General features: G+C 72.3%; 24 protein-coding genes. 13 read left to right on the top strand and 11 right to left on the bottom strand.

All coding sequences use genetic code 11. The annotated features are described in order from the left end of the window. Positions 1–315 precede the first annotated feature (315 nt). Positions 316–1,992 (top strand): phospho-sugar mutase, encoded by a 1,677-nt coding sequence (locus ACLB9X_RS25230; RefSeq protein ID WP_410362674.1) that lies wholly within the window; start codon positions 316–318, stop codon positions 1,990–1,992. A gap of 222 nt (positions 1,993–2,214) precedes the next feature. Here ACLB9X_RS25230 and ACLB9X_RS25225 read toward each other — a convergent pair whose 3' ends face one another. Continuing rightward, positions 2,215–2,850: a PH domain-containing protein gene (locus ACLB9X_RS25225; RefSeq protein ID WP_410362673.1), complete on the bottom strand. Its 636-nt coding sequence runs from the start codon at positions 2,848–2,850 to the stop codon at positions 2,215–2,217. Positions 2,851–2,994: 144 nt separating this feature from the next. On the opposite strand from ACLB9X_RS25225, the gene deoC reads away from it, so the two are divergent. From deoC to ACLB9X_RS25210, 3 genes are read left to right on the top strand one after another with little or no spacing between them, the layout of a single operon-like run. Then, the gene (deoC, locus tag ACLB9X_RS25220) at positions 2,995–3,942 is read left to right on the top strand and encodes a deoxyribose-phosphate aldolase (RefSeq protein ID WP_410362792.1); all 948 of its coding nucleotides are present in this window, start codon (positions 2,995–2,997) and stop codon (positions 3,940–3,942) included. A gap of 5 nt (positions 3,943–3,947) precedes the next feature. Beyond that, on the top strand, positions 3,948–5,384 hold the full coding sequence (locus ACLB9X_RS25215; RefSeq protein ID WP_410362672.1) for an aldehyde dehydrogenase family protein: 1,437 nt from the start codon (positions 3,948–3,950) through the stop codon (positions 5,382–5,384). Continuing rightward, positions 5,377–6,273 (top strand): aldehyde dehydrogenase family protein, encoded by an 897-nt coding sequence (locus ACLB9X_RS25210; protein ID WP_410362671.1) that lies wholly within the window; start codon positions 5,377–5,379, stop codon positions 6,271–6,273. Before ACLB9X_RS25215 ends, ACLB9X_RS25210 begins: the two co-directional genes overlap by 8 nt. Positions 6,274–6,345: 72 nt before the next feature. Here the strand turns inward: ACLB9X_RS25210 and ACLB9X_RS25205 are convergent, their stop codons facing one another. Next, complete coding sequence (locus ACLB9X_RS25205; RefSeq protein ID WP_410362670.1) at positions 6,346–6,747, bottom strand: hypothetical protein; 402 nt, start codon at positions 6,745–6,747, stop codon at positions 6,346–6,348. A 118-nt stretch (positions 6,748–6,865) separates the two neighbouring features. On the opposite strand from ACLB9X_RS25205, the gene ACLB9X_RS25200 reads away from it, so the two are divergent. After that, on the top strand, positions 6,866–7,504 hold the full coding sequence (locus ACLB9X_RS25200) for a uridine kinase (RefSeq protein WP_410362669.1): 639 nt from the start codon (positions 6,866–6,868) through the stop codon (positions 7,502–7,504). A gap of 208 nt (positions 7,505–7,712) precedes the next feature. Here ACLB9X_RS25200 and ACLB9X_RS25195 read toward each other — a convergent pair whose 3' ends face one another. Continuing rightward, entirely contained in the window at positions 7,713–8,450 is a 738-nt protein-coding gene (locus ACLB9X_RS25195; RefSeq protein WP_410362668.1) for a SigE family RNA polymerase sigma factor, read from the bottom strand. A 170-nt stretch (positions 8,451–8,620) separates the two neighbouring features. Between ACLB9X_RS25195 and afsQ1 the strand changes: the two genes are divergently transcribed. The 5 genes from afsQ1 to ACLB9X_RS25170 all read left to right on the top strand — a co-directional run bounded on the left by afsQ1 (position 8,621) and on the right by ACLB9X_RS25170 (position 12,546). Next, positions 8,621–9,298 (top strand): two-component system response regulator AfsQ1, encoded by a 678-nt coding sequence (afsQ1, locus tag ACLB9X_RS25190; protein WP_410362667.1) that lies wholly within the window; start codon positions 8,621–8,623, stop codon positions 9,296–9,298. 115 nt (positions 9,299–9,413) lie between these two features. Continuing rightward, positions 9,414–10,943, top strand: a complete 1,530-nt coding sequence (locus ACLB9X_RS25185; RefSeq protein ID WP_410362791.1) for an ATP-binding protein — start codon at positions 9,414–9,416, stop codon at positions 10,941–10,943. Further along, on the top strand, positions 10,940–11,569 hold the full coding sequence (locus tag ACLB9X_RS25180) for a hypothetical protein (protein WP_410362666.1): 630 nt from the start codon (positions 10,940–10,942) through the stop codon (positions 11,567–11,569). The genes ACLB9X_RS25185 and ACLB9X_RS25180 overlap by 4 nt, the downstream gene beginning before the upstream one ends. Positions 11,570–11,664: 95 nt before the next feature. Further along, the gene (locus ACLB9X_RS25175; protein ID WP_410362665.1) at positions 11,665–12,252 is read left to right on the top strand and encodes a VanZ family protein; all 588 of its coding nucleotides are present in this window, start codon (positions 11,665–11,667) and stop codon (positions 12,250–12,252) included. A 93-nt stretch (positions 12,253–12,345) separates the two neighbouring features. Continuing rightward, positions 12,346–12,546, top strand: a complete 201-nt coding sequence (locus ACLB9X_RS25170) for a PspC domain-containing protein (RefSeq protein WP_410362664.1) — start codon at positions 12,346–12,348, stop codon at positions 12,544–12,546. A 203-nt stretch (positions 12,547–12,749) separates the two neighbouring features. Here ACLB9X_RS25170 and ACLB9X_RS25165 read toward each other — a convergent pair whose 3' ends face one another. After that, on the bottom strand, positions 12,750–13,115 hold the full coding sequence (locus tag ACLB9X_RS25165; RefSeq protein WP_410362663.1) for an ATP-binding protein: 366 nt from the start codon (positions 13,113–13,115) through the stop codon (positions 12,750–12,752). A gap of 143 nt (positions 13,116–13,258) precedes the next feature. Next, positions 13,259–14,395, bottom strand: a complete 1,137-nt coding sequence (locus ACLB9X_RS25160) for an adenosine deaminase (RefSeq protein ID WP_410362662.1) — start codon at positions 14,393–14,395, stop codon at positions 13,259–13,261. Between the two features lie 301 nt (positions 14,396–14,696). Between ACLB9X_RS25160 and ACLB9X_RS25155 the strand changes: the two genes are divergently transcribed. Both ACLB9X_RS25155 and ACLB9X_RS25150 read left to right on the top strand, forming a co-directional pair. Then, on the top strand, positions 14,697–15,377 hold the full coding sequence (locus ACLB9X_RS25155) for an alpha/beta hydrolase (RefSeq protein ID WP_410362790.1): 681 nt from the start codon (positions 14,697–14,699) through the stop codon (positions 15,375–15,377). Positions 15,378–15,600: 223 nt separating this feature from the next. Continuing rightward, the gene (locus ACLB9X_RS25150) at positions 15,601–16,251 is read left to right on the top strand and encodes a hypothetical protein (protein WP_410362661.1); all 651 of its coding nucleotides are present in this window, start codon (positions 15,601–15,603) and stop codon (positions 16,249–16,251) included. Between the two features lie 116 nt (positions 16,252–16,367). Here ACLB9X_RS25150 and ACLB9X_RS25145 read toward each other — a convergent pair whose 3' ends face one another. Continuing rightward, on the bottom strand, positions 16,368–17,819 hold the full coding sequence (locus ACLB9X_RS25145; protein ID WP_410362660.1) for an MFS transporter: 1,452 nt from the start codon (positions 17,817–17,819) through the stop codon (positions 16,368–16,370). Between the two features lie 130 nt (positions 17,820–17,949). Continuing rightward, positions 17,950–18,456: a nuclear transport factor 2 family protein gene (locus tag ACLB9X_RS25140; protein ID WP_410362659.1), complete on the bottom strand. Its 507-nt coding sequence runs from the start codon at positions 18,454–18,456 to the stop codon at positions 17,950–17,952. Positions 18,457–18,739: 283 nt separating this feature from the next. Here ACLB9X_RS25140 and ACLB9X_RS25135 point away from each other — a divergent pair, with 283 nt between their 5' ends. After that, positions 18,740–19,237 carry a MarR family winged helix-turn-helix transcriptional regulator gene (locus ACLB9X_RS25135; RefSeq protein WP_410362658.1) on the top strand — a complete coding sequence of 166 codons (498 nt, stop codon included), beginning with the start codon at positions 18,740–18,742 and terminating at the stop codon, positions 19,235–19,237. A gap of 34 nt (positions 19,238–19,271) precedes the next feature. Here ACLB9X_RS25135 and ACLB9X_RS25130 read toward each other — a convergent pair whose 3' ends face one another. The 4 genes from ACLB9X_RS25130 to ACLB9X_RS25115 all read right to left on the bottom strand — a co-directional run bounded on the left by ACLB9X_RS25130 (position 19,272) and on the right by ACLB9X_RS25115 (position 22,581). Then, positions 19,272–20,195 carry an alpha/beta hydrolase family protein gene (locus ACLB9X_RS25130; RefSeq protein ID WP_410362657.1) on the bottom strand — a complete coding sequence of 308 codons (924 nt, stop codon included), beginning with the start codon at positions 20,193–20,195 and terminating at the stop codon, positions 19,272–19,274. 97 nt (positions 20,196–20,292) lie between these two features. Further along, positions 20,293–20,634, bottom strand: a complete 342-nt coding sequence (locus ACLB9X_RS25125) for a hypothetical protein (RefSeq protein WP_410362656.1) — start codon at positions 20,632–20,634, stop codon at positions 20,293–20,295. A 140-nt stretch (positions 20,635–20,774) separates the two neighbouring features. Continuing rightward, positions 20,775–21,419, bottom strand: coding sequence for an isochorismatase family protein (locus ACLB9X_RS25120; protein WP_410362655.1), 645 nt, complete (start codon positions 21,417–21,419; stop codon positions 20,775–20,777). Between the two features lie 202 nt (positions 21,420–21,621). Beyond that, positions 21,622–22,581, bottom strand: coding sequence for a LysR family transcriptional regulator (locus tag ACLB9X_RS25115; protein ID WP_410362654.1), 960 nt, complete (start codon positions 22,579–22,581; stop codon positions 21,622–21,624). Between the last annotated feature and the right edge of the window lie 60 nt (positions 22,582–22,641).

The raw sequence follows: 22,641 nt of genomic DNA, 5'->3' as shown, positions 1-22,641 counted from the left end.
GCCGCTTGCGCTTGGGGCGCGGGGGCCCGCCCGGCCTCGCAAGGCCACTCCAGCCTCGCCGGCGTTTGAGGCGCGGGGTTCGGGGCGGAGCCCCGACAAGCGCGCCGCGTCCAGGAAGACCGCCAGGAAAACCAGCCCCGCCGGCGATTGAGGCGCGGGGCTCGGGGCGGAGCCCCGACAAGGGCACCGCTCCAACCGGCGCCGCCCGGGGCGGGGCGCAGCCCCGACAGGCGACGCCGCCGGGGCGGAAAAGCATCGCGCGCCGCCGCACGGCGCGCACACTCGACGTACGCACACACGAGAGGCGGACCTACCGTGCAGCAGGACCTCATCGCGCGGGCCCGGGCGTGGCTCGCGGAGGACCCGGACAGCGAGACCCGGGACGAGCTCGGCAAGCTCATCGAGGCGGGTGACCTCGCCGAACTGGGCGACCGGTTCAGCGGAACGCTGCAGTTCGGGACCGCCGGCCTGCGCGGGGAGCTGGGCGCCGGCCCGATGCGGATGAACCGCGTCGTCGTCATCCGGGCCGCCGCCGGACTCGCGGCGTACCTCAGGGCCAAGGGCCAGGGCGACGGCCTCGTCGTCATCGGCTACGACGCCCGCTACAAGTCCGCCGACTTCGCGCGCGACACCGCCGCCGTCATGGTCGCCGCCGGCCTGCGCGCCGCCGTGCTGCCGCGGCCGCTGCCCACGCCCGTACTCGCCTTCGCCATAAGGAAGCTGGGTGCCGTCGCGGGCGTCGAGGTCACCGCGAGTCACAACCCGCCCCGCGACAACGGCTACAAGGTCTACCTCGGCGACGGCTCGCAGATCGTGCCGCCCGCCGACGCGGAGATCGCCGCCGAGATCGGTGCGATCGCGAGCATCGACGACGTGCCGCGTGCCGTGGGGGCACCTCCCGGGCGAAGCTCCGGGGGAGGCTGGGAGACCCTCGGCGACGAGGTCCTGGAGGCGTACCTGGAGCGTACGGACGCCGTCCTGACCGCCGCCTCGCCGCGTACCGCCCGCGTCGTCTACACGGCCATGCACGGTGTCGGCAAGGACGTCGTGCTCAGCGCCTTCGCGCGGGCCGGTTTCCCCGCGCCCGCGCTCGTGGAGGCGCAGGCCGAGCCCGACCCCGCGTTCCCGACCGTCGCGTTCCCCAACCCGGAGGAGCCCGGCGCGATGGATCTCGCCTTCGAGACCGCCCGCCGGGTCGGGCCGGACGTCGTCATCGCGAACGACCCGGACGCGGACCGCTGCGCGGTCGCCGTCCCCGACGACTCGGCCGAGGCCGGGTGGCGCATGCTGCGCGGCGACGAGGTCGGCGCGCTGCTCGCCGCGCACCTCGTCCACAAGGGCGCCACCGGTGTCTTCGCCGAGTCGATCGTGTCCTCGTCCCTGCTGGGCCGCATCGCCCGGGCGGCGGGCCTCGGCCACGAGGAGACGCTGACGGGCTTCAAGTGGATCGCGCGCGTCGACGGGCTGCGCTACGGCTACGAGGAGGCGCTCGGCTACTGCGTCGACCCCGGCGGCGTGCGCGACAAGGACGGCATCACTGCCGCCCTGCTCGTCGCCGAGCTGGTGTCGGAGCTCAAGGAGCAGGGCCGTACGCTGTCCGACCTCCTCGACGACCTGGCCGTCGAGCACGGCCTGCACGCCACCGACCAGCTGTCGGTGCGGGTCGAGGACCTCGGCGTGATCGCCGACGCCATGCGCACGCTGCGCGAGCGGCCGCCGGTGATGCTCGCGGGGCTGCGGGTCACGAGCGCCGAGGACCTGACGCGGGGCACGGAGAAGCTGCCGCCGACGGACGGGCTGCGGTACTACCTCGACGGCGAGTTCGCCGCGCGCGTGATCGTCCGGCCGAGCGGCACCGAGCCCAAGCTCAAGTGCTACCTGGAAGTGGTGGTGCCGGTCGCCGACGCGAGCGAGCTGGGCACGGCCCGCGAGCGCGCGGCGGGCGTCCTCGCGGACATCAAGCGGGACCTCTCGGCCGCCGCCGGAATCTGAGACCCACCCCGCCGCATCGGGCTGAAGCCGGTGCCTCCGCCGAACTCAGGGCGGAGGCAACGGCGCGCCCGGCCCGTCAGCCCACCGCCAGCAGTACCGCGCGCCCGGCCCGTCAGCCCACTGCCGGCAACACCGCGCCCACCGCCCAGCAGCACCGCGCGCCTGACCCGTCAGCCCACCGCCGGCAGCACCGCGCCCGCCGCCACCGGCGCGCGTGACCCGTCAGCCCACCGCCAGCAGCACCACCAACAGCACCGCGCCCGCCGCCACCGGCGCGAGGACCTCGTACGCCCAGCGCACCCGGGGCCCGCCCTGTGCGGACGAGCGCGGGCCCAGGCGCTCGGCCATCTCGCGCAGGTCCGCGATCGTCTGGTCCGCGGGCGCCCTGCGCGCCTGCGCGTCGGACACGTCCGCCGTGACGGAGGTGGTGCCGTGCGGGTCGTCCGCCGCACGCTGCATCTGCCGCCGGGCCGCCCGCTTGCGCTGGCGCAGCGAGACGGGGATGGCCCACAACTGGTACTTCACACCCTCCGTGGTGAACAGCTCGCTGGAGTACCCGGCCCGCACGTCGGCGACCGTGCCCCAGGGCAGCGTGATCGTCCGGAACGGGTTCCTGATCCGCACCCGCTCCTCGTTCACGAAGACGGCGGGGCGGACGCTGAAGGCAACGATCAGCGGCACCAGGAGCAGCGCGGCCGCCAGGGCGAGCCACGGCGTGCGGCCCTCGCCGCGCACCAGCGCGTCCACGACCATCCAGCCGATCAGCGCGAGCAGCAGTCCGCCGCCCGCGATCCCGGCGGGCGACCGGAAGACGCGGTCGGCGTAGGAGGGCTCGGCAGGCTGCTGGGGGCTCGTCATGGGTCCGATTCTGCCGTACGCCCAAGGGCGTCGGCCGGGACCGGTCCCCCGGTCGCGACCGAGGTGCGACCGACCCGTGACCTGTTGGAGCGCCGCACCCCCTGTACAGGTCGCTACGCGCGTAGATATGCTCATCTGGTGACCATGCCCACCATTGCACCAGCATTCGCTGACGTGACCGCGTCCGACAGCACGCTGCGCCGCTTCCTGCACGGGCTGCCCGGCGTCGACGCCGTCGGCCTCGAAGCGCGCGCCGCGTCCCTCGGCACCCGTTCGATCAAGACCACGGCGAAGGCGTACGCCATCGACCTGGCCATCTCGATGATCGACCTGACGACGCTGGAAGGCGCGGACACCCCGGGCAAGGTCCGGGCGCTCGCCGCCAAGGCCGTCAACCCCGACCCGACCGACCGCACGACCCCGCGCACCGCGGCGGTCTGCGTCTACCCCGACATGGTGGCGACCGCCAAGGCCGCCCTCGCGGGCTCCGGCGTCAAGGTCGCCTCCGTCGCGACCGCCTTCCCGGCCGGGCGCGCCGCCCTCGACGTGAAGCTCGCGGACGTCCATGACGCCGTGGCCGCCGGGGCCGACGAGATCGACATGGTGATCGACCGCGGCGCCTTCCTCGCGGGCGACTACCTGAAGGTCTTCGAGGAGATCCGGGCCGTCAAGGAGGCGTCCGGCGACGCCCGGCTCAAGGTCATCTTCGAGACCGGCGAGCTCTCGACGTACGACAACATCCGCCGCGCCTCCTGGCTCGGCATGATCGCCGGCGCCGACTTCATCAAGACCTCGACCGGCAAGGTCGCGGTCAACGCCACCCCGGCCAACACCCTGCTCATGCTGGAGGCCGTCCGCGACTTCCGGGAGCAGACTGGGGTACAGGTGGGCGTGAAGCCCGCCGGCGGCATCCGCACCAGCAAGGACGCGATCAAGTTCCTCGTGCTGGTGAACGAGACCGCGGGCGCGGACTGGCTGGACAGCCACTGGTTCCGCTTCGGCGCGTCGAGCCTGCTCAACGACCTGCTGATGCAGCGCCAGAAGCTGGCGACCGGCCGCTACTCCGGCCCCGACTACGTGACGGTGGACTGATCATCATGGCTTCCGCATTCGATTACGCACCCGCACCCGAGTCGCGGTCGGTCGTCGACATCGCGCCGTCGTACGGCCTGTTCATCGACGGCGAGTTCACCGACGCCGCCGACGGCAGGGTCTTCAAGACCGTCTCGCCCGCCACCGAGGAGGTCCTCTCCGAGGTCGCCCAGGCCGGCGCGGAGGACGTCGACCGCGCCGTGCGGGCCGCCCGCAAGGCGTTCGAGAAGTGGTCGGCGCTGCCCGGCTCGGAGCGCGCCAAGTACCTGTTCCGCATCGCGCGGATCATCCAGGAGCGCAGCCGCGAGCTGGCCGTGCTGGAGACGCTGGACAACGGCAAGCCAATCAAGGAGACCCGCGACGCGGACCTCCCCCTGGTCGCGGCGCACTTCTTCTACTACGCGGGCTGGGCCGACAAGCTCGGCCACGCCGGCTTCGGGCGGGACCCGAAGCCGCTGGGCGTCGCCGGCCAGGTCATCCCGTGGAACTTCCCGCTGCTGATGCTCGCGTGGAAGATCGCCCCGGCGCTCGCGACCGGCAACACGGTCGTCCTGAAGCCCGCCGAGACGACCCCGCTGTCCGCCCTGTTCTTCGCCGACATCTGCCGCCAGGCGGGCCTGCCCAAGGGTGTCGTCAACATCCTCCCGGGTTACGGGGACACCGGTGCGGCGCTCGTGGAGCACCCGGGCGTCGACAAGGTCGCCTTCACCGGCTCGACCGCGGTCGGCAAGGCCATCGCCCGCCAGGTCGCCGGCACCCGCAAGAAGGTCACCCTGGAGCTGGGCGGCAAGGGCGCCAACATCGTCTTCGACGACGCCCCGATCGACCAGGCCGTCGAGGGCATCGTCAACGGCATCTTCTTCAACCAGGGCCAGGTCTGCTGCGCGGGCTCGCGCCTGCTGGTCCAGGAGTCGGTCCAGGACGAGCTGCTGGCGTCGCTCAAGCGCCGCCTGTCGACGCTGCGCCTCGGCGACCCGCTCGACAAGAACACCGACATCGGGGCGATCAACTCCGAGGAGCAGCTGTCCCGGATCACCACGCTCGTGGAGCAGGGCGAGGCGGAAGGCGCCCAGCGCTGGTCCCCGGCGTGCGAGCTGCCGACGTCCGGTTACTGGTTCGCGCCGACGCTGTTCACGAACGTCACGCAGGCGCACACCATCGCCCGCGACGAGATCTTCGGCCCGGTGCTGTCCGTCCTGACGTTCCGCACGCCGGACGAGGCGGTCGCCAAGGCGAACAACAGCCAGTACGGCCTGTCCGCCGGCATCTGGACGGAGAAGGGCTCCCGCATCCTCGCGGTGGCGAACAAGCTCCGCGCGGGTGTGGTGTGGGCCAACACGTTCAACAAGTTCGACCCGACCTCGCCGTTCGGCGGCTACAAGGAGTCGGGCTTCGGTCGCGAGGGCGGCCGCCACGGCCTGGAGGCGTACCTCGATGTCTGAGAGCAACCGTCTGAGCGTCTTCAAGACCTACAAGCTGTACGTCGGGGGCAAGTTCCCCCGCAGCGAGAGCGGCCGGGTGTACGAAGTGCAGGACCATAAGGGCAACTGGCTGGCCAACGCGCCGCTCTCCTCCCGCAAGGACGCCCGTGACGCGGTCGTCGCCGCGCGCAAGGCGTTCGGCGGCTGGTCGGGCGCCACCGCGTACAACCGCGGCCAGATCCTCTACCGCATCGCCGAGATGCTGGAGGGGCGCAAGGGCCAGTTCGTGCACGAGGTGGCGGACGCCGAGGGGCTGTCCAAGTCGAAGGCGGCCGCGGTCGTCGAGGCCGCGATCGACCGCTGGGTCTGGTACGCGGGCTGGACGGACAAGATCGCCCAGGTGGTGGGCGGGGCGAACCCGGTCGCGGGCCCGTTCTTCAACCTCTCCACCCCCGAGCCGACGGGCGTCGTGACCGTCGTCGCGCCGCAGGAGTCCTCGTTCCTCGGCCTGGTCTCCGTGGTCGCGCCGGTGATCGCGACCGGCAACACGGCGGTCGTGATCGCCTCCGAGAAGTCGCCGCTGCCGGCGCTGTCCCTGGCGGAGGTGCTGGCCACCTCGGACCTGCCGGGCGGTGTGGTCAACGTGCTGTCGGGGCGTACGGCGGAGATCGCGGCCCCGCTCGCCGCGCACCAGGACGTCAACGGCATCGACCTGACCGGCGCCGACGAGATCCTGGCGAAGGAGCTGGAGGTCGCCGCGGCGGACAACCTCAAGCGGGTCCTGCGTCCACAGGCTGTGGACAACGACTGGTGGGCCGACCCCGGCACCCACCGCCTGACGGCCTTCCTGGAGACCAAGACGGTCTGGCACCCCACCGGTTCGCTCGGCGCGTCGGGTTCGTCCTACTGAGCCCGCCCCGCAGAGCGAAGCCCCCACGGTCCCGTCCGGCCGTGGGGGCTTTCCCGTGGGTGCGCCGGTCCGCTACGGCAGCACGCCCTTCGCCAGGGGGCCGGCCGCCGGAAGGTCCTCGAGGGCCTGACCGCGGGTGACGTGGTCCGTCACCAGCGCGGTGTTCACCGGCTTGAAGTCGGCCACCTGGGTGCCCACGGAGTTGTCGAGCGGGTCGACACCGGTATTCGCGAGCGGGTACAGCCGGAGCCTCTTGAGCTCGCCGACCCCTTCCACGGACCGGGTGACGGTGCCGGTCAGGGTGGCGAGCGGGGCGGCGGGTCCGGCCACGGGCTGGGCGTCGACCGACTCGGCGGCCGGCGCCGCCTGCGCGGCCGCGGAGCCCGCGCCGAGGGCCGCGCCCGCCACGGCGACGGTCAGTCCGGCGCGCACGAGCGTGCGGCGCCGTTGGGGGGAAGCTGCATGACGAGCCATGATTGCCTGCCTGTTCGAGTGATCTTGAGCGCACGGACAGTAGTTGAGGTGTGAGACGGGCAACCACCCCGCCTCCGGGGGGTTCCGCGGGCGGCTCCATGCGTCACACTTGTCTCCCGTGAGTTCCCAACCCATCCCGACCCGCGTCGTGCTGCTCGCGGGCCCCTCAGGTTCCGGAAAGTCGTCCCTCGCGGCCCGCACCGGACTGCCGGTCCTGCGTCTGGACGACTTCTACAAAGAGGGCAACGACCCGACGCTGCCCCGGGTGACGGGCAGTGCCGACATCGACTGGGACTCACCGGCGTCGTGGGACGCCGACGCGGCCGTCGCCGCCATCGTGGAGCTGTGCGCCACCGGGCGCGCGGACATCCCCGTGTACGACATCGCGGCGAGCGCGCGCGTGGGCCGCGAGACGCTGGACATCGCCCGCACCCCGCTCTTCGTCGCCGAGGGCATCTTCGCGGCCGACCTCGTCCGCCGCTGCCAGGAGATCGGCGTGCTGGCCGACGCGCTCTGCCTGCGCGGCCGCCCCTCCACGACGTTCCGCCGCCGCCTGGCGCGCGATCTCCGGGAAGGCCGCAAGTCGGTCCCGTTCCTGCTGCGCCGCGGCTGGCGTCTGATGCGCGCCGAGCGCGGTGTCGTCGCGCGCCAGACCGGTCTGGGCGCCCACCCGTGCGGCAAGGCCGAGGCCCTGGGGCGTCTCGCGGACGCGGCGGCCGGCCGCTGCCGTACGCCGGCCGTACGCCAGCCCGCCTGAGGGGCCCGCCCTCGGGCGGGAGCCGCGGGCACGGGAGCGGGGCCGGACAGAATCCCCCCGGCCTGCCCGGCCCCGCTCCGCTTTCCCCCGTGGATCCCCGGGCCCCCGTGTCCCCGTGGATCCTTTCCCGCCGTCTCCCCCGAAACAGCGGCCCCCGTTCCCCCGTTGTCCCCCGTTGTCCCCGTGTCCTTCAGGCCACGAGGCGCCTTCAGGCCACCAGCTCGCCGAAGGACTCCTCCTCGTCACGGCCGAAGCTGAGTACCTCGTCCTCGCGCAGCCGGCGGAGCGACCGCCAGATGCTCGACTTCACCGTGCCGACACTGATGTCCAGGATCTCCGCGATCTCCGGGTCGGTGCGGCCCTCGTAGTAGCGCAGGACCAGCATCGTGCGCTGGAGTTCGGGGAGCCTGGCGAGCGCCTGCCACAGGACCGCGCGCAGCTCCGTGCCCCGCATCGCGTCGGTGTCGCCCGCCGTCTCCGGCAGTTCCTCCGTCGGGTACTCGTTGAGCTTGCGCCGGCGCCAGGCGCTGATGTGCAGATTCGTCATGGTGCGGCGCAGGTAGCCGCCGACCGCCGCCTTGTCGCTGATCCGGTCCCAGGCCCGGTACGTCGAGAACAGCGCGCTCTGCAGCAGGTCCTCGGCCTCGTACCGGTCGCCGGTCAGGTGGTAGGCGGTCGCGTACAGAGAGGCGCGGCGTTCCTGGACGTAGGCGGTGAACGCCGCTTCGGCGTCCGCTGCCCCGACCTGGCCGGTCCGCTCCCCCGTGGCCTCTCCGTACGCCTCTCCCCCGTCAGGCACGGCCACCATGTAGGTCGCCTTGTGCTGACGCCCGGCGCCGCGAGCGCACCCCCGTCCCCCCGCCGCGCCGGACTTCTCGGCACTCCGCGCGACGTCGTGGAGACGCGTGACAACTGCGCTTGAGGTGGTGCTGTGCAGTGCGTTCATCTCGCGCCCCCCGTCGAGTGGAGTCTGCTTCGTTCCGTGTGACAAGAAGCTTGCCCCGGCACTTTCATGGCGGTGTCCGCCGACTGTCACAGGCGCGTCACAGAGGCCGGGCGACAACGGTGGTGCGACGGGGAGTCGTACGAGGGGACCGCATGGGCCAGAATGGGCCCGTGCCTTTCCTGTTGCTGATCGAGGACGACGACGCCATCCGTACGGCGCTCGAACTCTCCCTGTCCCGTCAGGGCCACCGTGTGGCCACCGCGGCGACGGGAGAGGACGGCCTGCAGCTGCTGCGCGAGCAGCGGCCGGACCTGATCGTGCTGGACGTGATGCTGCCCGGGATCGACGGGTTCGAGGTGTGCCGCCGCATCCGGCGCACGGACCAGCTGCCGATCATTCTGCTGACCGCGCGCAGCGACGACATCGACGTGGTCGTGGGACTGGAGTCCGGCGCCGACGACTATGTGGTCAAGCCGGTGCAGGGCCGGGTGCTGGACGCCCGTATCCGCGCCGTGCTGCGGCGCGGCGAGCGGGAGTCCACCGACTCGGCGACCTTCGGCTCCCTGGTGATCGACCGCTCCGCGATGACGGTCACCAAGAACGGCGACGATCTGCAGCTCACGCCGACCGAGCTGCGACTGCTGCTGGAGCTGAGCCGCCGGCCCGGGCAGGCCCTCTCGCGCCAGCAGTTGCTGCGCCTGGTGTGGGAGCACGACTACCTCGGCGACTCGCGCCTGGTGGACGCCTGCGTGCAGCGGCTGCGGGCGAAGGTCGAGGATGTACCGTCCTCACCGACCCTGATCCGTACGGTGCGTGGCGTCGGCTACCGGCTGGACGCTCCGCAGTGATCCACAGGCTTGGCGCGGGTGCGCCGGACGGGGCCGTTCGGTGAGCGGTGGCACGAACAGCGGTGCGGCGGACGGCACGAACGACGGCGCGGGCGGGACGGGCGCGCGGCGCGGGCTGCTCGCCGGGCTGCGCCTGACGAGTCTGCGGCTGCGGCTCGTGGTCGTCTTCGCGCTGGTGGCGCTGACGGCGGCCGTCTCCGCCTCCGGCATCGCGTACTGGCTCAACCGCGAGGCGGTGCTGACCCGCACCCAGGACGCGGCGCTCGGCGACTTCCGGCAGGAGATGCAGAACAGGGCGGCGGCGCTGCCGCTGCGGCCGACGCCGGCCGAACTGCAGAAGACCGCCGAGCAGATGGCTGCCGCCGGCGACTTCAGCGTGGTGCTGATCGGCGAGCGCGCCGAGGGCAAGCCGATCATCGGAGCGTCCGACCGTGACGCGTTCACGATGAAGGACGTGCCGCGGTCGCTGCAGGACGCGGTGAACGACCGGCAGGACGTCGGGGCCGGCAACTCCGAGCCGTACCACCTGTACTGGCAGCGCACCGAGCGCGGCGGCGAGCCGTATCTCGTCGGCGGTACGCGGATCACGGGCGGCGGTCCGACCGGCTACCTGTTCAAGTCGCTCGACCAGGAGCGCCAGGACCTCAACTCACTGGCCTGGTCGCTGGGCATCGCCACCCTGCTGGCCCTCATCGGTTCGGCGCTGCTCGCGCAGGCCGCCGCCACGACCGTCCTCAAGCCGGTGCACCGTCTCGGCGATGCGGCGCGACGGCTCGGCGAGGGCAAGCTCGACACCCGGCTGCGCGTCTCGGGCACCGACGAACTGGCCGAGCTGGCACGGACGTTCAACAAGACGGCGGCCTCGCTGGAGAAGAAGGTCGCGGACATGAGCGCGCGGGAGGAGTCGAGCCGGCGCTTCGTCGCCGACATGTCCCACGAGCTGCGCACCCCGCTGACCGCGCTGACCGCCGTGACCGAGGTGCTGGAGGACGAGGCCGACAGCCTCGACCCGATGATCGCCCCGGCCGTGAACCTCGTGGTGAGCGAGACGCGGCGGCTGTACGACCTCGTGGAGAACCTGATGGAGGTCACCCGCTTCGACGCCGGCACCGCCAGGCTCGTCCTGGACACCGTGGACGTGGCCGACCAGGTCACGGCGTGCATCGACGCCCGCGCCTGGCTGGACGCGGTCGAACTGGACGCCGAGCGCGGGATCATGGCGCGGCTGGACCCGCGCCGGCTCGACGTGATCCTGGCCAACCTGATCGGCAACGCCCTCAAGCACGGCGGCTCCCCGGTGCGGGTGTCGGTGCGGCCGGGCGACAACGAGCTGCTCATCGAGGTACGCGACCACGGCCCGGGCATCCCCGAGGACGTCCTGCCGCACGTGTTCGACCGGTTCTACAAGGCCAGCGCGTCGCGGCCGCGCTCCGACGGGAGCGGCCTCGGCCTGTCGATCGCCATGGAGAACGCCCACATCCACGGCGGCACCATCACCGCGGCCAACTCCCCCGACGGCGACGGCGCGGTCTTCGTGCTGCGCCTGCCGCGCGACGCGTCCGCGCTCGTGCACCGCGAGGCGGCCGGGTCGGACGACGCGGACAGCGGGACCGGCGGCGACCGGAGCGGGGAGGACGCGCAGTGATACTCCCGAGAACAGGGGCGGGCCGCGGACCGGTGACCGCGCTCGCCGTGCTCGCGGGCGCCCTCGCGCTCGCGGGCTGCGGGATCAGACCCACCCAGGTGCCCGTGGAGGCCGGGCCGGCGCCCTCGCGGGTGCCGTGCGAGGTGTCGGCCGTGGACATCGCCCCGCAGTCCGGACGTACGGGCGTCCCGGTCCGGGTGTACCTGGTGTGCGCCTCGCAGCTGGTGCCGGTCGACCGCACGGCCGGGACGACGGAGGAGAAGGCTCCGGCCGACCGGGTCGCGACCGCTCAGGCGCTGCTCGACGAACTCCAGCGGGAGCCGTCGTCGGCCGAGGACGAGGCGGGCTTCTCGACCTACGTACGCGGTCCGCTGCTGCTGAACGCCGGGCGGCGCGACGACCCGGCGGGCACGCTGCGCCTGAGCCGCCAGCCGGAGGACCTGCCGCCGGCCGCGCTGGCGCAGATCGTGTGCACGCTGATGGAGAACGGGGCGGCGACGGCCGGCTCGGTACTGCTGGGCGGCCCGGGCGAGTACGCCCCGCGCGCGTACACCTGCCCCGACGCGACCAAGGAGCGCCCCGAATCGGCGGTCCCGACGACGGACACGCCCGACCCGGCCGGCTGAGCCCGCCGGCCGGGGCACGGCTGTGTGCCGGACGGCGCCGAAGCGCCTCCCAGCCCGGCGGAACCGTTTCCCGGCAAGCGTGCGTCTAGGGGGTCGTGCAGCGTCAAGGTTCGGGCGGCAGTGCCGCCATCCGCTTCCGCGCGACGGGGCTCGTGCTCCTGCTCCTCCATCTGCTGCTCGTCGCCTGGCTGACTCTTCGTCCCCGCTACGTGCTGTGGGTGACCGCGGCGAACCTGGAGCCGTTCGCCGGGATCGAGGCGGCGCTGGCGCTGGGGCCGCTGCAGGCGGCCCGGCACATCGGCGGGGGCCTGCTCCTCCTCGCACCGCTCGGAGTGCTGCTCCCCATGGCCGGCGGGCGGCTCGCCGTCTCCCCGTGGGCCTCGCTGGCCCGTACGGTCGCCGCCGGCGCGCTCCTGTCGCTCGGCATCGAGCTGCTCCAGACCGGCGTGCCGGGCCAGGTCGTCGACATCGACTCGATCCTGCTCAACACGTGCGGCGTGGCGCTCGCGCACCTCGCCGTCGTCCCGGCGGGCCGCGCGCGGCTGCGCCGCAGACTGCTGCGCCCGGGCGGTGGGTCCGCGCTCGGCAAGGGGGGCCGTGGGCAGGAGCCCCGGGCCCTGCTCAGGGGCGAGGGCTCTCAGGGGGCGACCCCGACGATTTCCAGGGTCGGGATCGCCCCGTAGAGCGACGCTTCGCCCCCATTCGCGGCGCGACCATGGACGCATCGGGAGCCCGCCGAGAGGGCTCCCCGGACGGTTCTCGCGAAGGAGCCCACCATGGCCGCACTTGTCCGCCCCCGTAACGGCCGCATGATCGGCGGAGTGTGCGCAGCGCTGGCCCGGCGCTTCGGCACGTCCGCGACGACGATGCGCGTGATCTTCGTGGCCTCGTGCCTGCTGCCCGGGCCGCAGTTCCTGCTGTACCTGGCGCTGTGGCTGCTGCTGCCGTCGGAGAAGACGGCCACCGCAACCTGGTGACCCCGGGTGGGGGCGTACCGGCACCGGCCACGCTCCCGACGGCGTGCAGCCCGGTGCTCACGCGGTGGGCTGCTCTTCCCCCATCTGGTCGCCGGCGGTGTGCCGACCCCCCGGCGGCCTGCGGCACGAACGCCGTGGGGCGCACACCCTGGCCGGGTGTGCGCCCACACGCGCTCGGCCGCCGTGGCACGCCGGGCGGTTCGTCAGCCCGTGAAGCCGCCGGGCAGCAGGCCGCCGCCCAGCTCGCCCGTCTTCAGGCCGCCGAGCAGGCCGGTGACCGGCGCGGCCGCGTCGTCGCTCGACAGCGCCTTGCCGGCCGTCTGCTGGAGGGCGCCGGGCAGCACGGCGGCGGACTTCGTCACAGCGGCCTGGCCGGCGGCGAGGGACTGCGGGGCGCCCGCCGGGAGCGTGGTGGTGGCCACCTCCTGGACCGGCGCGAGCCGGGAGACGGGCCCCGGCGCACCGGTGGCGTCGGGCAGTGCGGGCGCGGCGGAGGCGGCGGAGGAACCGGCAGCGGCGAAGGCGGCGCCGAGGGCGGCGACACCGAGGGTCTGTGCGGAACGCTTCATCTCGGACCATTCCCTGGAGACGGAAACATGAGCGGCTCCGCAAGCTAGTCAGCGTGGCACAGGTGTCGCAAACACCGCCAAGCGGCCGGACATTGACGTTTCCGGCCGCTGCGGTGTAGGCGTGTCGGCGGCCCGCCGGACGCTCAGTTCCCGCTCGTGGCGGTCTGCCGGAACAGCCATTCGGATTTCAGCTCGGCATAGCCGGGCTTGATCACATCGTTGATCATCGCCAGTCGTTCATCGAAAGGAATGAATGCCGACTTCATGGCATTGACGGTGAACCACTGCATGTCGTCGAGCGTGTATCCGAACGCCTCGGTCAGCAGCTCGAATTCGCGGCTCATACTGGTGCCGCTCATCAGGCGGTTGTCGGTGTTGACCGTGGTCCGGAAGTGCAGCCTGCGCAGCAGGCCGATGGGGTGGTCGGCGTACGAGTCGGCCGCGCCGGTCTGCAGGTTGGACGTCGGGCACATCTCCAGCGGGATGCGCTTGTCCCGCACGTACGCGGCGAGCCGGCCGAGCTTCACGGAGCCGTCCTCGGCCACCTCGATGTCGTCGATGATGCGCACCCCGTGGCCCAGGCGGTCGGCCCCGCACCACTGGAGCGCCTGCCAGATCGACGGAAGGCCGAAGGCCTCGCCGGCGTGGATGGTGAAGTGGTTGTTCTCGCGCTTGAGGTACTCGAAGGCGTCCAGGTGCCGGGTGGGCGGGAAACCGGCCTCGGCTCCCGCGATGTCGAAGCCGACGACGCCCGTGTCGCGGTAGTGGTTCGCCAGTTCGGCGATCTCCAGGGCGCGGGCGGCGTGCCGCATCGCGGTCAGCAGCGCCCCGACGCGGATGCGGTGGCCGCTCTGCCGGGCGCGGCGCTCGCCTTCCCGGAACCCCGCGTTGACCGCCTCGACGACCTGTTCGAGGGTGAGCCCGCCTTCCAGGTGCTGCTCGGGGGCGTAGCGGACCTCGGCGTAGACGACGCCGTCCTCGGCCAGGTCCTCGGCGCACTCGGCGGCCACGCGGAAGAGCGCGTCGCGGGTCTGCATGACGGCGCAGGTGTGCGCGAACGTCTCCAGATACCGTTCCAGGGAGCCGGAGTCGGCGGCCTCGCGGAACCAGATGCCGAGCTTGTCGGGCTCGGTCTCGGGCAGGGCGCCGTAGCCGGCGTCCCGGGCGAGTTCGACGATGGTGCCGGGGCGCAGACCGCCGTCGAGGTGGTCGTGGAGCAGGACCTTCGGCGCGCGGCGGATCTGGTCCTGGGTGGGCGAATTGAGGGTCTGGCTCGTCATCTGCGCACTCTAGCCCCTACGCGCGTAGAGCGCGCCCCCTGGCAACACCTGTCGATACGCAACAGTGACCGCGCGTACGGGTGGAGTACACCTGGCCTTCTGAGACTGTTGGGCCATGGCACACCACGCACTGCCCCGGTGGCGGGGGCGTCCGGGGAAACCGGGCGTCGGGTCGGCGGCCCTACGTGAGACGGCGGTTGGGCGAGTGGAGCGCACCGGACGGACACCGGCGCAGGCACGGCTGGGCCGGCTGCCCGGGCTCTCGGGCACACGCGGCGCCGAGGACGCGGTGGTCGCGGGCGTGGTCCTGCTGCTGCCGGACGGCGAGCCGGAGTCGGAGCGCCGGGCATCGGCGCTGTCGTACGCGGCGATGCTCCCGCTGGGCCGCGCGCTGGCGCGGGCGGGGCGCGCGGAGGGGCTGCTCGTGCACTGCGTGCGGTACCGCTCACGCGGCTGGAACGGCCCGGACGCGCGTCTCGCGGCGGACACGAGCTGGGCGGTGGAGGAGGTCGTACGCCGCTACGGCGACGTCCCCGTGTGCCTGGCGGGACACGGCATGGGCGGCCGGGCCGCCCTGCGCGCGGCGGGCCACCCGGCGGTCAACTCGGTCCTGGCACTGGCACCGTGGCTTCCGGAGGACGACATGGCGGCGCAGCCGGAGCCGGTGGAGCAGCTGGCGGGCCGCCAGGTGCTGATCGTGCACGGCACGAACGACCGCGTCACCGATCCGGAGTTGTCGTACCGGCTGGCGGAGCGCGCGAAGAAGTCGAACCGGGACACGTGCCGCTTCGAGGTGCACTCGGACGGGCACGCGCTGCGGCAGTACCAGGAGGAAGTGCTCGCGCTGGCGGCGGACTTCGTGCGGGGTTCGCTGTTCACGCGGACGTACGCGCGCCCGGTGGCGGACGCGCTGGCGGCTCCGCCGCCGCTGGGCCTGCGCATGCCGTTGGCGGCGGGCTTCGGCCGCGCCTTGCGCTCGTAGAGTTCCTGGGGAAAGTGCTGGTCACGGCCACTCGTTGAGGACTGCGACCAGCACCGTCGCCTCGTAGCGGGCGGCGAGCTGGTCGTATCTCGTAGTCCCGGCCCGATGATGCTTGAGGCGGTGGATCCCGCGCTCGACGTAGCTCTATCCCGCCGCCGCAGCGGTCCACAAGGACGGCTTCGCCTTCGCCCACGGTCGTACGGGCAACGAGCTCACCAGATGGGTGAGGCTCGAGCACAGCGAACTCGTCCTGGAACCCGACGAGACGGCGAAAGTGTGGACCGAGGTCACCGTGGCGAAGGATGCGACCGGCGGTGAACACTACGGAGTCATCTGGGCGGAGATCAGTCCCCAGCGCGACCCCACACAGCAGGTGCACCACGTGGCCCGCGCCGGGGTGCGCATCTATCTGTCCGTCGGGCCCGGCGGGGAACCGCGCTCCGACTTCCGCATCGAGGATCTGACCGGCGCACGCGCCAGGAACGGCGTACCGGTGGTCACGGCCCGAGTGAAGAACACCGGTGGGCGGGCCCTCGACCTCACGGGCAAACTCACCCTGTCCCACGGGCCGGGCGGGGTGTCCGCCGGCCCGTTCCACGTCAAGGCAGGCACCGTCGGCCCGGGCCGACGGACGCTGACGAAGGCCACACTCGACCCGCGCCTGCCGGACGGTGAGTGGACCGCACAACTGACCCTCGCCAGTGGACTCGTCACACGGGAGAAGAGCGGCCGCATCACCATCGGCCCGGCGAAGCCGGCCCCCCGGTCCGGCGGAGACACCCGGATGGCGATGCTCACGGTCGGCAGCCTCGTTTCGGTTGCCGCGACAGCGGTGCTCGCATACGCGTACCGCCGCCGTAGTCACTCGCGCTGAGAGTACGATCGCCGCTCTTGGACGTCAGTCGCGTGTGCCGTGGCGCGGCCGGGGCGTACTGGCTCCCCACCCCAGGGCCCATGGTCGACACGGCATGCGCACTGCCGCCGCGCGCTTCACCGCCTGGCGGCAGTGCGAGGCAGGAGCAGGACCACCGCCACACCGACTGCCGCGAAGACGGCGCCGAGCCCGAACACGACGGTGAAAGCACCCTCGCTCGGCAGTCCCGAGCCGGCGACCGAGTGGGCGCTGAGGATCGCGATGGCGACCTGGGTCCCGATGACACCGCCGACGGTGCGGACGACGGTGTTGAGGCCGTTGGCGGTGGCTATCGCGGGTCCCGGAGCGAAGCGGACCACGAGCGACGGCAGTGCCGCGAAGCTGAGGGCGGCGCCGGCTCCCAGCAGTACGGAATCGGCCAGCACCTGAACCGGCGTGGCATGCCAGCGTGCCAACGCCAGGCTCCCGGCACATACGAGCAGCAGCCCGCCGAGCAACGGGGCGCGGTGGCCGAACGTCCGCTCCAGCGCCGCCACCAGCGGTGCGACCAGGACCTGCAGCAGCGCCGAGGGCAGCATGAGGAGACCGGCGGCGGTGACGGTGAAGCCGAATCCCGACGCGGCGCCTTCGGGTCCGTGCGCCGGCAGTTGGGCGAGCGTCGGCACGAGGAGGAAGAAGATCAGAGCCGCGGCGTAGAAGAGCGCCGCGGCGCAGTGGGTCAGCAGCATCGGCCGGTCGAGGAAGACGCGCGGTTCGAGCAGGGGGTGCGGCGTGCGCTTCTCGGCCACCGCCAGGGCGGCCAGGAACACGGCAGCGGCGGCGAAGAGGCCGAGCACGGGGGCGGAGAGCCAGCCGGCGTGCGACCCCTGGGTGATCGCGAGCAGCAGGGCCACCAGGCCGAGCGAGAGCAGGACGGTGCCCCATGTGTCCTGGGGTTCGTCCCGGCGCGCGGTGCCGTCGGGAATCCACCGGGCCACCAGCAGAAAGGCCGTCGCGATGACGCCGGCGAGCACGGCGAACATCCACCGCCATGACGCGTGGTCGACCAGGAGGCCGCCGACGACGAAGCCCAGCCCGGTGCCCGCCCCGATCATCGCGGAGACGATCCCGAGGCCATGGCCGGCCCGCCGCGGGGGAAGCAGGGCGCTGATGAGGCCGAAGGACAGCGGAAGTGCGGCCGCTCCGGCCCCCTGCATCGCGCGCGCCAGGAGCAGGACCGGGAAGCTCCATGCGAAGGCCGCCAGCACGGTGCCGGCGCCGAAGACGGCGAGGGAGGCGAGCAGGACGCGGCGCTTGCCGCGCCGGTCGCCGAAGCGGGCGAGCACCGGGGTGAGCACCGCGCCGGAGAGCAGGTAGAGGGTGAAGACCCATGCGGCCCAGTCGCCGCTCACGCGGAAGTGCCGCTGGAACGTGGGCAGGGCCGGAGCGACCAGGGTCTGCAGCAGCCCGTAGGCCAGCACCGCCACGGAAAGCGCGGCGACCACCCGGCCGGCGGGCGGCCCGGTGTCCGGGCGTTCGCCCGTGGGCGGGACCGGGGGAACGGCGGTGGTTCGGTCTTCCTGGGACATGACGACCTCTGGTGGGGGACGGGCGACCGGCAGGGCCGTCACCGCGCCGAGGTCTGCTCGGCGCGGTGACGGTGGTCGGCTCCCTGCGGGGGAGGGGCCTGCGACGGGCGGAACGGTCCGATCGGCGGCGTTACCGGCCGCTCGGAGCGAGCTCGTCCAGGGTCTGTACGCGCTGGACGATCTCCCACTTGCCGTTCACCTTGCGGAGCTTGTCGGTGTAGGTACCAGTGGCGTAGACGGCGTGCTCCGCCTCGGTCTCCGCGACCCAGTACCAGGAACGGGCGGTGGCGGTCGTGCCGTTGACCTCGATCATGGCGGGTCCGGTCATGTGCCGCTTGCCCTTGGTGAAGCCCTTCTCGGCCAGGTCGATGAACATGGCCCTGATCTCGCTCCGGCCGTCCGCGGAGCCGAACGGGCTCCGGTAGCGAGCGTCCTTGGTGTACAGGTTGGCGTAGCCGTCGGCGTCCCTGAGATCGATGTACATCTGGTGACGGTCAATCACCTCGCGGATGGCGAACCGATCGCTGGGGCTGTCACTCTCCGTGGCGGTGGCGCTCCCACCCAGGAACACGCCGACGGCCGCAGCACCGGCCAGGACTCCGATGACGGGGGCGGCCGCCCTCCGACTGGTCTTCATGTCGACTCCTCACGAGTTAGCCAAGAGAATTGATAGTCACGAGAGGTGACTAAATTGATCGTATGGCGTTCCGAGGCTGGCGTCCAGCGCCGGAGGAGCCGAAGGAGTCGCCGCACAGCGACCGGGGATCCCGCCCCGGGCACGCCGAATTTTTTCGGCCAAGGCGCACGAGCGAGGGGACAGATCCGGACAAGGCGCGCGGCGGCAGCGCTGACCACCCCCCGTGAGCCCACTATTATTACGGATGGTGACAGTCAATAACGCTTACGAGGGGAGTGCCGTAGTGCGACGCAGCGAACGGAAACAAAAGGATCCGGACCTCGGGAATCTGTCCACGCGCCTGCTCTTCTCGATCCAGAAGGAGCTCTTCGACAAGCTGGCCGAACAGGGGCATCCCGAGCTACGGCCACAGCACGGGGCCGTGCTGGGCTACCTCGACGAGGAGGGCACCCGCGCGACGGAACTCTCCCGGAAGTCGGGCACGCACAAGCAGGTCATCGGCAACCTGATCGACGAGCTGGAAGCCCTGGAGTACGTGGAGCGCCGGCCCGACCCCTCGGACCGGCGGGCCAAGCTGATCGTGCCCACCCGCCGGGGCCGGGACCAGATGGAGAAGTCGGACGCGATCATGGCCGCCATCGAGCAGCGGCACGCGGAGGCGATCGGAGAGCGGAAGTACGCCGTGTTCAAGGGCGCCTTCCGGGAGATCACCGCCCAGCAGCTGGCGCAGTTCGACGAGGCCGCGGCCAGCAGGCGCGAGCCTCGGAGAGACGCCAAATAGTCTCATCAATGACAGTCACGATTATTACTATACCTCATTCCGTGCTGCTCGCACGCTCAACGCCCGCCGTCTTGAGCAGGTCCGGCAGCCGCCGCACCACCGACTGCCACGACGGGTGATCCGGATCGATGACGTCGAAGTGGTCCGCGCCCGGGACCTCGACGTATGCCACCTGGTCGCCCCGTTCGCGGGCGGCGGCGACGTACGTCCGGCTCAGGGCGGGAGGGACCCCCGTATCGGCGTCCCCGTGGACGACGAGGTGAGGCACACCGAGCGGCAGCCGTTCGAGGGGTGAGGCCAGCGCGTACCGGTCCGGCACGTCGTCCGCGCGGCCGCCGAGCAGGGCGGCTGCCGTGCCGTGCGGCGTCATGTCTGCGAGGACCGGGGCGAGTTCGGGCCGGGCCGGAGCAGGAGCACCTGCCGGAGGCGGTACCGACGGGTCACCGAACCGGGCCCCCAGCTCGTCCGCGTCCGCGGCACGCAGGTCCAGCACGCCTGCCAGTGAAACGGCGGCGGCGAGCGGTACCCCAGCACCGCCGCTGCCCGGCGCCCCGGCGGGCAGCCCGGGCCGGGAGGTGAGCCACAGGGCGAGCTGTCCTCCTGCGGAGTGCCCGATCGCCACGACGCGGTCCAGGTCCAGCCTGCCTGCCGCCGCCTGCCCGTCGGTCACGCTCCCCGCCGCGAGACCGGCCAGCGCGTCAAGGGCATCGGCGGCGTCCTCCAGCGTTCCGGGCCATCCGCCGCCGTCCTCTCCGAGACCGCGGTAGTCGACGTTCCAGACGGCATAGCCGCGGGCCACCAGGTCGTCGGCGAGAGGTACCAGTTGGCTGCGGTCGAGCATCGCCGTCCAGAACCCGCCGTGGATGAGCAGCGCGACAGGGCGGGCCCCTTCAGCGGGCGGCAGATACAGGTCGCCGGTCTGGGAGGGCGCGGACCCGTAGCGGATGCGGGTCCTCACGGGTACGGCACCCCTGATCACGTTCGACATGGCAAGCCCTTCAGCGCTCCTGCGGCGGCCGGCACAGCATATTAGTAGTGATTCTTGACCGTCAAGATCATGCCCTATCAGGCGGCCGCGGCGAGACCCGTCCGGCCACCCTGGACGTGGCTCTCCACGCCGTCGCCGACGCTCGTGAGCCGGCCCGCGGGGCCGGTGGGCAGGGAACCGTGGGCCCCAGCGACCCGTGCGGACTCACCCAGCGGGTGGTGGTGAACGCGGTGGAGTCGATGGCGGCACCCCGCCGGTGCCGGACGGCGTCCTCACCGGCGGCGCAGGCGATCACCTGCCGCACCGCCTCGACGCTGCGCCGCGCCTGGACGACCCATGTCTGGGTGCCGCGTACTTCCTCGTCACCCACGGTGCGCCGCGTGTGGGCAGTGACGTTCCACAAGGTCATGAGGGGTGCTCCTGTTCGAGGTCTTCGGACTGGGGCCGGATGCCGGGCCGTACGGGGGCAGAACCCGGCACCCGCGGGAGCTCCCGCGGCGCGCTTACGGGGGTGGCGCCGCCGCGGGAGCGGCTCGGGGGCTCGAGGGGTCAGCCGTTCTTGGCGTAGGCGGCGGACATCTGGCCCACCAGCGTGGCGAACGGCATGTCCAGCGCCCCGTAGACCTCGTAAGCCCTGGTGTCGGCGTTGTCGGCGAGGATCTCGACCATCGTGGTGGCGTAGTCGGTGACGACGACGCCCGCCTGCTGCATACGCAGCAGACCCGCCGTGCGCTTGGTCTGGCTGAAGGTGCCCGAGGCGTCGATGGCCGCGTACGCGTCGTAGCCGGCGCCCGTCGCGGAGATCGCCGGGAAGGCAAGGCAGACCTCGATGGAGATACCGGCGATGATCAGCTTCTTGCGGCCGGTGGCCTCCACGGCCTGACGGACACGGGGCTCGTCCCAGGCGTTGACGGTACTGCGGTCGATCACCTCGAGACCCACGGGCAGGACCTCGGCCAGCTCCGGTACGAGCGGGCCCCACATGCCGTCCGCCATGGTGGTGGTCACCACGGTCGGGATGTCCAGCACCTGTGCGGCCTTGGCCAGGGCCGCGACGTTGTGCTTCAGCGTGGCGACATCGATGTCGCGCACACCGGTGAACAGGCCGATCTGGTGATCGACGAGGAGCAGGGCGGCGTTGTCGCGGGTCAGGGGCGTGTGGAAACGGCCGGTCCCGGAAGGGTTCTCGCTCATGAGGGGTCTCCTGCGTAAGGGGCGGTCACCCGCCCGAAAGAAATTAGCCCACTTCTTGATAGTCAAGAAGAGTTACTAGTTGCAGCGTATTCCTGCCTCGGCGAGATAGACAAGATCACGCCGCAGGAAGCCTCCGGAGCGCCGCGCGGCCCCCGCAGTCACCCGACTGCGGGGGCCAGGGCCAGAGCCGCGAAGGGCCCGGCTACGCCAGCACGTTGCCGCGGCGGGAGAGCAGGAAGCGTTTGAACGCCGCCACCGGGGGCGTGTCCGGGTGGCCGTCCAGCCACGCCAGGCCGATCTCGCGGACCGCCCTCGGCGCCGTCACCGTCAGTTCGACGACGCCAGGGCGGGCCACCGCCGGGGGCGGGAGGAGGGCGACTCCCAGCCCCGCCGCCACCAGACCGCGCAGCGTCTCCGCCTCCTCCCCCTCGAACGCCACGCGCGGCGTGAAGCCCGCCTCCGCGCACAGGGCGTCCGTGATGCGGCGCAGCCCGTAGCCCGGTTCGAGCGTGACGAAGGCTTCGTCCGCGGCCTCCGCCAGGCGGACGCGCCTGCGCGCGGCCAGGCGGTGGTCGTCCGGGACGACCAGCCGCAGGCGCTGCTCGTCGAGGCGGCGCGCGACCAGGTCGGGCGCGTCCGGGACCGGTGAGGTCAGGCAGAGGTCGAGCTCGCCGGCCCGGAGCCGTTCGATCATGGCCTCGCCGTAGTTCTGGACCAGGGTGAAGCGGATCCCGGGGTGGTCGGCGCGGAAGGCGCGGATCAGGCCCGGCACCGTCTCGGACCCCATCGTGTGCAGGAAGCCGAAGGCGACCTTGCCCGCCCGCGGGTCGGCGTCGGCCCGGACCGCCTCGGCCGCCCGCTCGATCTCGGACAGCGCCCGTTCCGCCGAGGTGAGGAAGGCGCGGCCGGCCGGGGTGAGCGCCACCGTACGGCCCTTGCGGGCGAACAGCGCCACCCCCAGGTCCTGTTCGAGCCGGACCATGGCGCGCGACAGCGTCGACTGTGGCACGCCCATCTCCTGCGCGGCCCGCGTCACATGCTCGTGCCGCGCGACGCCCACGAAGTACGCGAGCCGCGGCGCGAGCAACAGCGCGGTGTCTTCTTCGTATCCTTCGTAACTGCCTCGTGACAGCCGAGCCTCTGAGCTGTGGTCATGCACCATGGGAACGATTATCTCCGTTTCATGCATTGGACGCATGAAACGGAGCGGCCTACCTTCGAC

It is taken from the genome of Streptomyces sp. 5K101, from assembly GCF_046506645.1.
In the GTDB taxonomy this organism is placed as follows: domain Bacteria; phylum Actinomycetota; class Actinomycetes; order Streptomycetales; family Streptomycetaceae; genus Streptomyces.
Note: the sequence above shows the minus strand (reverse complement) of the source record. Positions and strands in the feature narration are given on the sequence as shown.

Excerpts from the sequence above, each read along its gene's own strand:
- ACLB9X_RS25225 (WP_410362673.1), bottom strand. The coding sequence starts at position 2,850 with ATGACGAGCCCCCAGCAGCCTGCCGAGCCCTCCTACGCCGACCGCGTC.
- deoC (WP_410362792.1), top strand. The coding sequence starts at position 2,995 with ATGCCCACCATTGCACCAGCATTCGCTGACGTGACCGCGTCCGACAGC.
- ACLB9X_RS25215 (WP_410362672.1), top strand. The coding sequence starts at position 3,948 with ATGGCTTCCGCATTCGATTACGCACCCGCACCCGAGTCGCGGTCGGTC.
- ACLB9X_RS25210 (WP_410362671.1), top strand. The coding sequence starts at position 5,377 with ATGTCTGAGAGCAACCGTCTGAGCGTCTTCAAGACCTACAAGCTGTAC.
- ACLB9X_RS25205 (WP_410362670.1), bottom strand. The coding sequence starts at position 6,747 with ATGGCTCGTCATGCAGCTTCCCCCCAACGGCGCCGCACGCTCGTGCGC.
- ACLB9X_RS25195 (WP_410362668.1), bottom strand. The coding sequence starts at position 8,450 with ATGAACGCACTGCACAGCACCACCTCAAGCGCAGTTGTCACGCGTCTC.
- ACLB9X_RS25170 (WP_410362664.1), top strand. The coding sequence starts at position 12,346 with ATGGCCGCACTTGTCCGCCCCCGTAACGGCCGCATGATCGGCGGAGTG.
- ACLB9X_RS25165 (WP_410362663.1), bottom strand. The coding sequence starts at position 13,115 with ATGAAGCGTTCCGCACAGACCCTCGGTGTCGCCGCCCTCGGCGCCGCC.
- ACLB9X_RS25160 (WP_410362662.1), bottom strand. The coding sequence starts at position 14,395 with ATGACGAGCCAGACCCTCAATTCGCCCACCCAGGACCAGATCCGCCGC.
- ACLB9X_RS25145 (WP_410362660.1), bottom strand. The coding sequence starts at position 17,819 with ATGTCCCAGGAAGACCGAACCACCGCCGTTCCCCCGGTCCCGCCCACG.
- ACLB9X_RS25140 (WP_410362659.1), bottom strand. The coding sequence starts at position 18,456 with ATGAAGACCAGTCGGAGGGCGGCCGCCCCCGTCATCGGAGTCCTGGCC.
- ACLB9X_RS25125 (WP_410362656.1), bottom strand. The coding sequence starts at position 20,634 with ATGACCTTGTGGAACGTCACTGCCCACACGCGGCGCACCGTGGGTGAC.
- ACLB9X_RS25120 (WP_410362655.1), bottom strand. The coding sequence starts at position 21,419 with ATGAGCGAGAACCCTTCCGGGACCGGCCGTTTCCACACGCCCCTGACC.
- ACLB9X_RS25115 (WP_410362654.1), bottom strand. The coding sequence starts at position 22,581 with ATGGTGCATGACCACAGCTCAGAGGCTCGGCTGTCACGAGGCAGTTAC.